This window comes from Anaerobacterium chartisolvens (assembly GCF_003337415.1).
GTDB lineage: Bacteria > Bacillota > Clostridia > Acetivibrionales > DSM-27016 > Anaerobacterium > Anaerobacterium chartisolvens.
Genome location: NZ_QPJT01000037.1, coordinates 24,346 through 37,631, shown reverse-complemented (window position 1 = coordinate 37,631; position 13,286 = coordinate 24,346). Strand labels below are relative to the sequence as shown.

The window sequence follows — 13,286 nt, the reverse complement described above, 5'->3', positions numbered from 1 at the left end:
AAATACGCTCTGAAAAAGGAAAACCACCGCCAGAAACACAGTAAAAAGCTTTTTCTTTGACATAAAAACAGACCTCCCTATTAATTTGCGGTACAAGAAACTAATATTAATGATTTCTTTATATAAAATAATGAATAACCATGATTATATATTCACAAGAGATTTATGTCAACATATGTTATGATTTTGAATATATTTTCTTAATTTTCAAAGAAGGGAGGCTAATACATCCTAAAGTATTAAAAATATAATATTTTCGGCAAAAAATAAAAGACAGGATTTGTATTTGCCTGTCTTTTGTACTTGGATAAAATTGCTACAAATAATCAGCTATGTCTTCCAAGAGCAGGCAGTATTTATCTTCCCGCCCGTGGCGACTCACGCCTTCTCCACAATAGTTATCAGTTTTTTTATAGAAACGATAATTCAGTTCGTAGCAAACTGCATTTTACTTGCTATTAATTCGCAAATTAGCTGCTGCTATCTCAAGTCCAATGAGCTTCAACCTTGCATTACATGCACTACAGCTTGCAGCATTTGTGACTTGACAGGCAAAAGAAAAATAGGCTATTATGATATGATATAGACAATCTTTTACAGTTGTAGACTATAAATATGTAGTGAAAAATTTAACTTTTTGTTCAACCGCAATATACACAGTTCTATAGGCTCTTGTCAACTGATGTTTATATAACTGTCAGATATAACCAGTTTTATTTTATCGCCTACTTGCAATATGGCCGAAAGGAGAAACAATATGGCAAAAACCGCAACCATCCTTATTGTGGATGACGATCCTGAAATACGGGAAATAGTTCATATTTTGCTGCATCGGGAAGGTTTTATTGTGCAGGACGCGCCTAACGCGGACGCGGCGTTGTCCATGTTAAAAGATCCGGTGGATTTAATTATATTGGATATTATGATGCCGGGGCAATCCGGCTTGGAATTGTGTACGGAAATTCGAAAGACCACAACTGTTCCTATTCTGTTTTTATCGGCCAAAACACAGGACACAGATAAAGCGGAGAGCTTTGCGCGCGGCGGAGACGACTACTTAGTCAAACCTTTTTCTTCGATTGAACTGGTGTCAAGGATAGGGGCGCTTCTTCGCAGATATCTGGTCTACCAAAAAAGCCCGTATACCATTATAAAAAATGCTGTCAGAATAGGGGATCTGTATGTGGATTTAGATACAGGAGCTGTTTCTCTGAAGGGAAAGGAAATTATTCTGACGAATATTGAATATCAGGTGCTGCGGCTTCTTCTGCAAAACCGCAAAAAGATATTTTCCGCACGTGAAATTTATAAGCATGTGTGGCAGGAACCCTTTCTTCCCTTTTCCAATAATACGGTCATGGTACACATCAAAAACCTAAGAAAAAAGCTGGAGAAGGATTTAGGGCATCCCCAATATATCCGCACAGTTTGGGGAAAGGGGTATTACATTGAGTAACATGAAGCGCGAATATAAGCTGGCCCAGGCCCTGATTATAACGGCAGTTTTGGCATGTCTTGTATCAGCCTTGCTTTTTGTTGGTCTGCAATACCTATCCCGCAGCAACATCTATGATTATTGTAAAAAACCTGAAGTGATTTCTGCTCACATAGAGAACAAAATAAACAGCCTGCGGCAGTATATCAAAGATAATAATATCTCTTTGTCGGAACTGTCCGAATTGGATAACTGGATGCGGGGGAAGGAATTAACGGAGATTGTGATTTATCATGACAATATGCTGGTATATAGTTCACATAAGCTGTCACCGAGCTATTCCTTTCCAAGCCAACCCAAGTTTCCCGACTTTTATCTATGGCATAATAAATATGTATTGACTTTCCAAGATGGAACAGCTGAAGTTTTTATCAAGGATTTTTTTGAACACCGTTATATAGACTATATAACTTACTTTAATCTGCTTGTGTTCTTCCTCTGTTTTATTTCCATCATGGTCTTTTCCATCCACAAAAAGGTATCTTATATCAATACATTGGAAAAGGAAATAAGGATTTTAGAAGGAGGAGATCTCAATTACTCTATTACAATCAAGGGCAACGATGAACTGACCTCTCTGGCACAGGAAATTGATGAAATGCGCAAAGCTTTCATTGCACGGGAACAATATGCCGACCGTATGAAAGATGTTAGCAATGAATTGATGACAGGAATCTCCCATGATTTACGAACACCGCTTACGGCTTTGATCGGATATCTGGAGGTAATGGAGGGCGAGGATATTCCGGCGGGGCGAAGCCCCTTCCTCCAAAAATGCAAAAATCGCGCCTTTCAAATCAAGAGCCTGATAAACGACCTGTTCGAGTATTTTTTTATATCCACAAACAACAACCAGTATCTTGAGATTGGTAAATATACAACAAAGGAAGCGTTGGAGGAGATCATCAAAGACTACGTTTTTCTAGTGGAGCAAAGTGGCTTTACGGTTATGAACCATGTAAAGCTGCCAGTTGCCGCTATTCAGATCAATCAGGGTATGATTCAGCGGGTATTTGACAACCTGCTTTCTAACATTCAAAAGTATGCCGACCCCGACCGTCCAATCCGTTTGGGAACCATTGTCAACCCCCATGAGCTCGTTCTTATCATTCATAATCATATTCTGGTTTCTCCCAAACCCGTGCAAAATACAGCTCTTGGATTAAAAACCTGTGAAAAAATGATGTCGCTGCACCGGGGACGATTTATTTACGGGCAACAAGACGACGTTTATACCGTTCAACTGAGCTTTCCTCTTATTTTAGACGATTAAACCGATGTTCAAAAATAGCGTGGCCAGCACTGGCTTTGTTAACATGTTTGTCGGCCGTTAGTGTATACGAGTCATTCTATATTTACAGTACGCCTTATGCTCTGAGCTAATCTTATGTTTTAATTCTGAAGAATTCTGAAGAATTGCCCAAACTGGTTGAATTTGATATTAGTATTTATTATAGTTAGAGTTGTCTAACTGATTTGCCGTTTACGTTTACATCAAAGATTATATATGCAGATCAAGTAAAACAATTATATCACAATACGGAGGTTCAAAATGAACAAATCTAAAAATCTACTATGGAATCGGATTGGACCGCTTCTTATGTCCATGCTTTTATTGTTGGTATTTATATTATCCGGGTGCAGTCCCTCCCCAACAATTTCAAAGTCACCTGAGGAAGGAAAGAAGGACGAACTGGTATTGGCTGTGGGAATGGCTGATTATGGGATGTTCGATCCCAAAAAGACATGGGGTGCCATCGGACAGATCCGGTTAACCCATAGTTCGCTTCTTAAACCGACAAAGGACTTAACTTTTGTCGGCGATCTGGCCAAATCTTTTGAGACGAGTAAAGACGGATATACCTGGACATTTAAAATCCGTAATGACGCTAAATTTTCCAATGGCGACCCTGTCACTATAGAGGATGTCTTATTTACCTATGAAATGCTGAAAGAAGACGGAATCGCCTTTGACCTTTCTTTTGTCGATAAAATAGAGATTACCGGCAATGATACCATCATTTTTACTTTGAAAGAGCCGCGTTCGACATTTATCAGTCAGCTTTCAGAAATAGGAATTGTACCCAAACATATTTACGGTGACAACTATTCCGGCAATCCAATCGGCTCAGGGCCCTATCAGGTAACACAATATAATGATGGAGAACAAATCATTATGGACTATAATCCCTATTGGTATGGTGACGAGCCGCAATTTAAAAAACTCACCTTCTTGCTGCTGAAGGAAGATGCCGCCTTTGCAGCCGCTAAGGCCGGGCAAGTTGATATTTGCTACATTCCTCCCAAATTCGCAGGGCAAACCATTCCGGGAATGACCTTACACGTTCTGGAGAGCGTGGATTCCAGAGGGATTACCCTTCCCGTCCTGCCCAGTGGAAGAACCGGGAATATCAACAGCAACGAAGTCCAAGTCGGCAATGATATCACCTCTCACTTGGCCATCCGTCAGGCGCTGAACATCGGGTTAAGCCGTCAGGGAATTATTGATGTTACGATGGACGGATATGGAAAGGCTGCGTATTCCATTGTTGACGGCACACCATGGTTTAATGAAAAAACGGTCATTGAGGACGGTAGGATCGAAGAAGCTAAACAATTACTGGCGGATGCCGGATGGGTCGATACAAACACTGATGGCATAGTTGAGAAGGACGGTTTGAAAGCGGAATTTGATTTGTATTTTCCTTCCAACGACCAGCTGCGGGGCGACATCGCCTTGGCTGTTGCCGATCAAGCCCTTGGTTTAGGTATCAAAATCAACATCATGGGTGCTACCTGGGATGAAATCTTTGTTCAGGGCAAGGCCAACGCTTGTTTGTGGGGAGGCGGACGACTTCATCCACATCAACTGTATACAATGTATTCCTCCAAGGTACATAATAAGGGCTATAACAATATGACTCACTATGCAAATCCTGTAGTGGATGATTATCTGGAAAAAGCCATGTATGCGGCTACTCAGGAAGAAGCCAACAAGTATTGGAAGCTGGCGCAATGGGACGGAAAAACCGGCTTCAGCCCCCTTGCTGATGTTCCCATCGTTTGGCTGGCCCGTGTCGGCCATTTGTATCTTGTAAATAACAAGGTAAATATCGGCAACCAACTCATGCATACCCACGGCTATGAATTTGGGCTGTTTGGCAATATCACCGAGTGGTCAATAAACCAATAAAGCCAATAAAGCTAAAGGCTCTATAAGAACAGGTGCGTCTGGAACGCTTGCCTAAATCATTGGCGTTTTGAACGCACCTGTTTAGATAGGAGCCCTATAGACAACAGGAGGTGCTATTTTCATGTCTCAAAAAATCCTCATGCGTTTTCTGCGCATGATTACGCTTATGTTTGGCTTATCCATCCTGACATTCTGGTTACTCCATCTGTCTCCTATTGATCCTGTTAATGCCTATGCGGTAAGTGATACCTCCATGTCACAGGAACAATTGGAAAAGCTAAAAGAATACTGGGGGGTTGACAAATCTCCTGTGAAACAATATTTTTCCTGGGCAGGCGCCTTGCTGCGCGGTGATTTTGGCGTATCCAAGCTATATAGAACCCCTGTTATCAACATTATTAAAAGCAGGGCCATGACATCCTTCGTGCTCATGGGAACAGCATGGCTGCTGTCAGGTGTTTTGGGTTATATACTGGGAGCGGTTGCCGCAATGAAACGTGGCAAGCTGCTTGACCGTTTTATTAAATGGTACAGTTATATCCTAGTTTCCATACCCACGTTTTTGCTTGCTTTAATTTTACTGCTTGTTTTTGCGGTGTGGTTGGGAATTTTTCCAATTGGCCTGACCAAACCCATTGGACTGGCGAACGCCGATGTCACGTTGGCGGATCGCCTCCGCCATTTCATTCTGCCGGCGTTGACCTTAAGCCTTTTAGGCGTTGCCAATATAGCCATGCATACGCGGGAAAAGATGATTGATATACTCAATACGGAATACGTCACCTTTGCCAGAGCACGGGGAGAAACAAGCTGGCAAATTTTTAAAAATCACGGTTTCCGCAACTCCATTATTCCGGCTATTTCCATTCAGTTTGCCTATTTCAGTGAATTGTTCGGCGGTTCCGTTCTGGCAGAGCAGGTATTTGCTTATCCGGGTTTAGGCATCACTCTTACCAATGCCGGATTAAAAGGAGATCTTCCTCTGCTGCTTGGAATTATTTTAATCGCTTCCTTATTTGTCTTTATCGGGAATTTTATTGCGGACATCTTAAATACTATTATAGACCCGCGAATGAAAAGGGGGGATATAAGATGCTAGAGCAATTAGGAAGGAAAGAGGACGTTCTTCCTTACACAGGAAAAGCAGGCAATGTTCGTAAGAAGATTATTTGGATGATTAGCTTTTCTGTCTGCCTGATCGGTTTTATCGTTATTCTCAGCTTCATCTTAAGCAATGACAATCTTCGTGTGAACAATGCCAGCAAGAATCTTATGCCAAGCTTTAAATATTTGTTTGGCACGGATTGGCTTGGCCGGGATATGTTCACCCGAACGATGAAAGGGCTGCGGCTGTCGTTGGCAGTTGGTGTATTTGCTACCGTTATCAGTGTTACTGTGGCCACCCTTCTCGGAACCGTCGCAGCGATATTCGGTAAAAAAATAGATGAAATAATCTCTTGGTTCATTGAACTCTTCATCGGTATGCCTCACCTGATATTCATGATTTTAATCTGTTATATCGTGGGCGGGGGCATACAGGGAATTGTTATCAGCGTAGCCATGACCCACTGGACCTCACTGGCCAGGGTTGTACGGGCCGAAGTGCTGCAGATAAAAAGTGCGGAATACATCCAAATATCCCAAAGCTATGGTAAATCTGTCTGGTATATTGCCAGAAAGCATGTCATGCCTTCTGTATTTCCGCAAATAATGATTGGATCGTTCTTAATGTTTCCTCATGTCATTCTGCATGAGGCTTCCCTCACCTTTTTAGGTTTTGGGCTGTCACCACAAACACCGGCTGTGGGCATTATTCTGTCCGAAGCCATGAGCCATCTTTCCACAGGCCAATGGTGGTTGATCTTGTTCCCGGGAATTCTGTTGATTCTTGTGGCCAAGAGCTTTGATAATATTGGCGAACAACTAAGAATCCTGCTGGACCCAACCAGCTCTAATGAATAGGAGGTAGAAATCATGCGTATAGCAGTGCAACCGTTATTGAAAGTGGAAAATCTGTCCATTGGATTTTCCCAATATTTTCGAGGAACCCAAAAACGTGTCATACATCCAATTTCCAATCTTAATGTTGATATTAATGAAGGGGAGATCGTTGCAGTTCTGGGGGCCAGTGGCTCAGGGAAAAGTTTGCTTGCCCATGCTATCCTGGGAATTCTCCCTACCAATGCCATTTACTCCGGAAGTATGATCTATCGTGGGGTAGAATTAACCAAAAAGCGCAAAGAAGAACTGAGAGGCAGGGAAATCTCGTTTATACCTCAGTCGGTTAATTATCTGGATCCATTGATGCCGGTGGGAAAGCAGGTCCAGATTGGATTGGATAAACAAAGTGCACAAGAAAGGCAGAAAATGCTGTTTGCTCATTACGGATTAAAAGAAAGCGACGGAAAGCTTTATCCTCATGAATTATCCGGAGGAATGCTGCGCAGAGCGCTGTTCGCTACCAGCGTCAGAGAGGGAGTAAAGCTGGTTATAGCTGATGAACCAACCCCTGGCATCCACCCCAAAGCTCTGAAAGAAATCCTCAAGCAGCTGCGACAGTTTGCCAAAGAGGGCGCCGGTGTTATGTTAATCACCCATGATATCATGTCCGCGATTGAAATTGCCAACCGTGTTGCTGTAATCAAGGATGGGCAAACCATGGAGATCTCCGCAGCGTCCGCCTTTTCTGGAACGGGGGAACAGTTGAAAACAGAATATGCCAGAAGATTATGGCGCGCTTTGCCGCAAAATGATTTTGAGTGCCAGGAATTGAGGTGGGAAGCATAATGGCTTTGATGGGAGAGAATCTCGGGGTTTATTATAAAAAGGATCAGTGGATTTTTAAGAACATAAACATAAAAGTATCGCCCGGCGAAGTTCTTGGTTTATCCGGATACAGCGGTTGCGGGAAAACGACATTGGCCAGAATTTTAGCCGGATATATACTTCCGCAGGCAGGCAGGGTGAGCGTAGATACTAAGCATTTGATCCAAAAAAAATTTCGCCCTGTACAATTAATCTATCAGCACCCCGAAAAGGCCATCAATCCCCTCTGGAAAATGGAGAATGTACTAACCGAAACCTATACTCCTTCTCAGGATATTTTGGATGCTTTCGGCATCCGGGACGATTGGAGAAAGCGATGGCCCATAGAGCTCTCCGGTGGTGAGTTACAGAGGTTTTGTATTGTGCGTGCCTTGAACCCAAACACGCGGTATATTATTGCCGATGAAATGACCACCATGCTGGACGCTATTACACAGGCCAAGATTTTGCATGTTTTTCTCGATATCTGCCAAAGCAGAAAAATCGGAGTTATTGTGGTTAGCCATGAGAAGAGCCTGCTCCATCGTATCTGTGACCGGGTATATAAAGTAGGGCAACTGTGCTAGGTTTACACGCGAAATAATTCTATATCAATTCAACTATAAATCTTATGACAGCAACCCAAGAGGATGAGTTTATAATCAGAGCCATTCTCTCAACGTATGAAAAACCACAAGGTTATTTGGCCTTGTGGTTTTTCATCTTTGGCAAGTTAGGTGAATATAGATGCCAAGAAAAAGACTCATTATTATGCTTCTTCGCGCAGGTTGTTAATCAGCGGCTACGGATTCGAATCAACTGCGGATAATATGATAAGCAACGGAGCATGGTAACTAAAGACGATTCAACAAACCATTTGTAAATAAAATATTTCTCATATTATCAGCATCTGTTTTTGCAAGTCGCCCTGTATGAGCGCTATTTCTTCGCAATTGATTAATAGAACGAAGATCTCCTAAATAGGCGTTATATGGAACAATTGAATGTTTATCAATTTCGACAATAATTTCTCCTAACATTTTTATATTGGAAGGTATTCTTCCTGCTAGCAAAACACGAAGTCGTTTCTCTACAACTTTGGAATACTCCACAATTATTGGAGCAAAGTCGATAAAACTATTTTTATGAATATCATACAAGATATTAGCTGTAATAAGAAATTCTTTGGAATCAGAATCCAGATTCGGATACTGGGATATAATTTGAGCCTCTATACTTGAGTAAAGTGTAGAATGGTTAATAATTACCTTTTTCATTTCTTCTAAGATCAAACCCATCTGCGCTTCAAACTCAGCCCAATTATCTAATTCATTTAGATTTATATACTGAGAGTTTCCTTGTAACTGCATTAAGCTAGCGGCCCATTGTTTGAAATAATTTGTCTGCGTTTTCGCTCGGTTTGTTGCTTCTTCAATAAGGGCTTTCGCCTCATTATATGCTTGAGAGAAGTTATCCAGTGTTGGGATCACACTTTCCCATATCTCCCACTCATCTTGCTCACCCAAAAGTTCTTTTCCCAAAACCATATATGCTTTTGCTTTATCATAACTTTTCAATTGCACAGAAGCATGAACTAGCCCTTTAAAAGCCTCCAGTTTAATACTATATATAGAGGAATTGGATGCCACAGAATACATATCATCTCCATTTTCATCTATAAAAGTTAAACAATTATTATTGTTTTCCTGAGACGAAAGACAAAGCAAATAAGTATCTATTGCATCTTGATATTTTGCGTTGCGTTTATATATATCAGCCAATGTCAAGAGCGTACAATCATCTTCGACCAAAAACAATGCTTTTTTACACCATTCAATTGCCTCGTCATATTGGCCTGTGGATTTCAGTAATTCTGCATAGTTGTGGTAGTTTAAATTACTAGGTTTATCTCTAACCAGCTCTTCACCGAGCTTTATTGCCTCCGGCCAATTTTTATCTTTTATAAACGCTGTAAGCAAATTGCTTTTTAGGCCATATTCAACATCGCCGTCTGAACATATATCCAAACCCTTTTTTAAATATGTTATTGCTTCTTTAACACGGTTTATTTGAGGATTAATACAAATAAGTCCTAGATTACAATAAATTTCTGCATTAGGCCACTCTTCAACACACCTTTTAGCAACCTCGTAAGCTCTAACTATATCATCCCCGATCCCCATATAATAGGAAGTCGCACTTCCACATAAAGGGGGATAATTTTTATATATTTCAAACAGCGTATCAGTTAGTATATTAAGCCCATCCTTATTTTTCTGTGAATGGACATAAATATTTGCCTTCTGTACGGCTTGTTGGTAAAACATAAGTATTTGCATTTCTGCTTGCTTTAAAATTGATGGATGAATAGATTCTAAAACCCTGCTCGCCGAAGTAAAGTCAGTCTCAAATATATTGATTTCATATCGGACAAGTAAAGCTTGCTGGTTCTCTTGCTTAAGAACCAAAGCCTTATCGCAGGCAGCTTTGGCGGCGTCAATAAACTCCTTTTTATTTGTATCATATAAGAGAAATAAATTGGCTCTTGCAATATTAACACAAGCCCCTGTTGAAAACACATATTTAACAGTTGCCTCAAGTATCGTATTTCCCAATGCAATAACTTTTTGGCAATTTTCTATTGTCGGATTTTTAAGTAGCTCTATTTGTTCAAAATATAGAGCTTCATAATTAGGTTTGTTTAAACAGCAATCTTTATATTTTTTCCCGCTTACGCATAAGCACGGATCATTTCTTCCAATTTTCATTTGATGCCTACCTTTTTATATAAGAATGTTCCCAAACATCAACCATCGTTCAGCCAATCATGACTTCTACTTATGCATACTCTCCCACAATACGCTCAACGTAGGCCAAGCGTCCATGTCCCAGGGCAGCGTAATATTCAGCATGTTTCTTGCAGGCTGCAAGTGCTTTTCGGAAAGCTGTCTCTCCATAATCTTCGCGAATATGCTTAATGAAATACCTTGTGGAATACTCATTAAGCGTTCGCGTATACTTGTCACCGTTCATCATGGCCAGGAAATCTGTAATGTAATCACCCGCAGAACCGGCGTTCATACCGGTTCGCCGTGTAATCTCGTCTTTACCCGCTGTGCGTCCAAGCGAACCTGAAAAGACCTTTTTGGCAACCTCGTAAGCGACTGCTGTCATCTTGTTCGTAAGAACACCATTTTCAGAGATTTCGTCTGTTTTAAAAATTGAACCATCGTCTATTTTGTGCAGTGCGTCCTTCAGCTTATCAAACTGCGAGACAAGCCACGCAAAATGCTGTGGGTATAATTCGGTATTATGAATATCTGCATCAATAGAATGGAGAATTCGTCTTGCTGTACTTTTTTCGCGGCTGGTGTACCAGTCAAGCGCAGAACCATATGAAGCCTCGATTTCATCCTTTTTCTGTTCAAGACAAGCGAAATCTTCTGGACGATATACATAAATCCCTATTCGAAGTATTTTCTTGCGCACAAGCTGAAAAAACAGGTGGTAGTTCTGGCTTCCGATGATAACATCATACCAATCATCGGAAGAAGGCTTGCGAGTGGCAATGTCCCCATCTCGTCTGATTGTTTTGCAATAATCAACGAAATTGCTCCAGAAATCCATACGCAGATAATGCCTGTCAACAAGTTCCCGTGAAGACTCTTCATCAGCCGGATTTGTGTTGATGATCGATGCTTTTTCAGGCAATTCCGGGACATCCGTGCGAACTTCTTTCACAAATGAAATGTGCAGTAAGTTCATTTTCTGTTCTTCAGTAAGCATTACCTGCCAGCGTGATTCCATGAACTTCAACAGCGCAAGGCCGCGGGTAAAGATATTCTGAGCAGTCCAGTCCTGCTCTTTGGCCACTTCAATTTCTGAATGTGAGCCATTTACATATCCCCTTCGCCCTGCGGCGGAGGGACTCTTTTTATCAGGGAAGCTATCGTTCTGCAGTGATGAATTGATGCTTTGAGCAAGCGGCAACAGATTACCGAGTGATGCCGATAACATCTTTATTTCGTTATCCGAATACAACCTGAACTGATTGCACCAATACCATTTTGTCGGTGTCTGCGGCAATATATGCTCAATCGTTACTTTGTCTTTTTCGACTTTGGTAAACAGATTCCAATCTACTTTTTCCAGATTGTTCTGCGTTGACTTATCGTACTCGTACTCATAAAGGAAGTACCGCAAGTCGCGCCAGCCGTGAAATCCTTCACCGGAATCGAAACGTCTGTCAGTGCGGGTCATAAAGTTAGCAATCAGGGAAGGAAAATCTTTGTTTACGGTGTCGTTCAAATCTTGAGCTACAGAATCGAGTGTTGATTTTCCGCGCAATATATCTCTTGCCCTGTTGTAGTAGTCGCTGCTTTTGTAGCTTGCGTTAAAGCCACCGACGCGGAAGGCAAGAAATATGAAACGTTCTATTGCTTGAAAAAGCTCGATTCGCTCTTGCGGAGTCGTTTTTGTTTCAGTGGTAAGAGCGACGGCGACAAGAGGCCGAAAATACCCAATACCAACACGGTTTAACTTATCAATCCACACCTTTTCACCGTCAGTCAATGTACTACTGTCATTCGGGAAGAAACTATAATACCAGTATTCCGCCAGATATCTCAGGCTGTTGACGTAATCGTTAATTTCTTTAGGGTCAAGTTTACTGACCAGAACTGCTTCCGGCTCAGGTATAGGATCAGCGTTATCATCTTCTTCATCTTGGTCAAATCCTGGAAGAGGATCGGCTGTATGATCCGAGATGGTTATGGTGTGTTTTTCAAATACATTCTTTGCTGAGAATTTACCAAGCAAATATCGTATATAGTCGTCACCGCGTTTTCTCGAGTATTGAAAATATGTAATCCAGTGAGCACGGAGAAAGTCATCATCCGACAGTGGGGCATCCTGATTTCGTCCAAGCTGATAATAGACTTCTTTCCAAGCATCATTGATATTCTTTCGCAACTGTTCTTTATCCGTTTTGTCAAGCTGACTTTCGTCAAACAGCGTTGTGAGATAAATAAGACGGTTCTTCAAAAGCTCCAGATTGGTCAGTTTCTTGCCGCGATTATTCATAGTCTCGAAAGCCACGAATACGTCATAATCATCTTCAATTTCATGGAGATTAAACATGAGCTGTAACGTGAGCTTCTTATATAGCCGTTCGATACCTTCGATACCGTCGCTTTCATACATCGCGCGAAGGTTTTCAGCAAAGAAAGATTTTGCGTATTTCAGGTTTTTCGTGTAATAAGTTTCAAAAACAGTGCCGCCGAACGGCTCCTCAAAAATCTTATATTTCAGATAATCTGCACTCGGATTATCAGTCTCATAACCAAACAGGTATGTAGTCACGATATTCTGCGGCGGACGTTTTCTAAGAACATATTTCGCCTTTATATCCTTTAATGACTCATATCCGACGAATATTTCCTCGTCGGATTTATCCTTATTTTCAGTAAGGCCCTTTATAAATGCTGTTATTCCATTCATGAGTATTGAGAACGTAGTTAACCGCTGTTGTCCGTCAACAACGTGAAACGGTTTATAGCCAATATTAAGCAGCCACTCGTCATTATGCCACGATTGTGTCTCTTTTCGACTGACGGCTTTTAATGACAGCAGACCGGTATAATGGTATCTGTCCTCGTGCAAATTCAACAGGTCTTCCCAAAAATCTGCCAGTTGCCCATGTTTCCATGCATATCCGCGTTGATAATCAGGTATGCGGAAAAGCCTGTTTTGAAAAAGCACTGACAATGATTGCAACTCGTTCGCCATGAGTAA

General features: G+C 41.4%; 9 protein-coding genes and 1 pseudogene. 7 read left to right on the top strand and 3 right to left on the bottom strand.

Annotation, left to right across the window (positions count from 1 at the left end; translation table 11 throughout):
- Positions 1 to 757: 757 nt before the first annotated feature.
- The 7 genes from DFR58_RS19985 to DFR58_RS19955 all read left to right on the top strand — a co-directional run bounded on the left by DFR58_RS19985 (position 758) and on the right by DFR58_RS19955 (position 8,080).
- Positions 758 to 1,456 (top strand): response regulator transcription factor, encoded by a 699-nt coding sequence (locus DFR58_RS19985; protein WP_114300011.1) that lies wholly within the window; start codon positions 758 to 760, stop codon positions 1,454 to 1,456.
- A gap of 1 nt (position 1,457) precedes the next feature.
- Positions 1,458 to 2,768 carry a HAMP domain-containing sensor histidine kinase gene (locus DFR58_RS19980; RefSeq protein WP_242987743.1) on the top strand — a complete coding sequence of 437 codons (1,311 nt, stop codon included), beginning with the start codon at positions 1,458 to 1,460 and terminating at the stop codon, positions 2,766 to 2,768.
- Between the two features lie 279 nt (positions 2,769 to 3,047).
- Entirely contained in the window at positions 3,048 to 4,688 is a 1,641-nt protein-coding gene (locus tag DFR58_RS19975; RefSeq protein WP_114300007.1) for an ABC transporter substrate-binding protein, read from the top strand.
- Between the two features lie 121 nt (positions 4,689 to 4,809).
- On the top strand, positions 4,810 to 5,787 hold the full coding sequence (locus tag DFR58_RS19970) for an ABC transporter permease (RefSeq protein WP_114300005.1): 978 nt from the start codon (positions 4,810 to 4,812) through the stop codon (positions 5,785 to 5,787).
- Complete coding sequence (locus DFR58_RS19965; RefSeq protein WP_114300003.1) at positions 5,781 to 6,650, top strand: ABC transporter permease; 870 nt, start codon at positions 5,781 to 5,783, stop codon at positions 6,648 to 6,650. The genes DFR58_RS19970 and DFR58_RS19965 overlap by 7 nt, the downstream gene beginning before the upstream one ends.
- Before the next feature lie 12 nt (positions 6,651 to 6,662).
- A complete protein-coding gene (locus DFR58_RS19960) occupies positions 6,663 to 7,475 on the top strand; it encodes an ATP-binding cassette domain-containing protein (RefSeq protein ID WP_114300001.1) in 813 nt (270 codons plus the stop codon).
- Positions 7,475 to 8,080, top strand: coding sequence for an ABC transporter ATP-binding protein (locus DFR58_RS19955; protein WP_114299998.1), 606 nt, complete (start codon positions 7,475 to 7,477; stop codon positions 8,078 to 8,080). The genes DFR58_RS19960 and DFR58_RS19955 overlap by 1 nt, the downstream gene beginning before the upstream one ends.
- A 267-nt stretch (positions 8,081 to 8,347) precedes the next feature.
- Here DFR58_RS19955 and DFR58_RS22435 read toward each other — a convergent pair whose 3' ends face one another.
- From DFR58_RS22435 to DFR58_RS19945, 3 genes and pseudogenes are all read right to left on the bottom strand, one after another.
- Positions 8,348 to 10,072 (bottom strand): tetratricopeptide repeat protein, encoded by a 1,725-nt coding sequence (locus DFR58_RS22435; protein ID WP_341457420.1) that lies wholly within the window; start codon positions 10,070 to 10,072, stop codon positions 8,348 to 8,350.
- A gap of 117 nt (positions 10,073 to 10,189) precedes the next feature.
- Positions 10,190 to 10,261 (bottom strand): annotated as a pseudogene (locus tag DFR58_RS22575) (SEC-C metal-binding domain-containing protein); the annotation flags it as partial.
- A gap of 70 nt (positions 10,262 to 10,331) precedes the next feature.
- Entirely contained in the window at positions 10,332 to 13,280 is a 2,949-nt protein-coding gene (locus DFR58_RS19945) for a DUF4268 domain-containing protein (RefSeq protein WP_114299996.1), read from the bottom strand.
- Between the last annotated feature and the right edge of the window lie 6 nt (positions 13,281 to 13,286).

Bases quoted from the DNA above. Each gene is read 5' to 3' on its own strand.
- DFR58_RS19985 (WP_114300011.1), top strand. From the start codon at position 758: ATGGCAAAAACCGCAACCATCCTTATTGTGGATGACGATCCTGAAATA.
- DFR58_RS19980 (WP_242987743.1), top strand. From the start codon at position 1,458: ATGAAGCGCGAATATAAGCTGGCCCAGGCCCTGATTATAACGGCAGTT.
- DFR58_RS19975 (WP_114300007.1), top strand. From the start codon at position 3,048: ATGAACAAATCTAAAAATCTACTATGGAATCGGATTGGACCGCTTCTT.
- DFR58_RS19970 (WP_114300005.1), top strand. From the start codon at position 4,810: ATGTCTCAAAAAATCCTCATGCGTTTTCTGCGCATGATTACGCTTATG.
- DFR58_RS19965 (WP_114300003.1), top strand. From the start codon at position 5,781: ATGCTAGAGCAATTAGGAAGGAAAGAGGACGTTCTTCCTTACACAGGA.
- DFR58_RS19960 (WP_114300001.1), top strand. From the start codon at position 6,663: ATGCGTATAGCAGTGCAACCGTTATTGAAAGTGGAAAATCTGTCCATT.
- DFR58_RS19955 (WP_114299998.1), top strand. From the start codon at position 7,475: ATGGCTTTGATGGGAGAGAATCTCGGGGTTTATTATAAAAAGGATCAG.
- DFR58_RS19945 (WP_114299996.1), bottom strand. From the start codon at position 13,280: ATGGCGAACGAGTTGCAATCATTGTCAGTGCTTTTTCAAAACAGGCTT.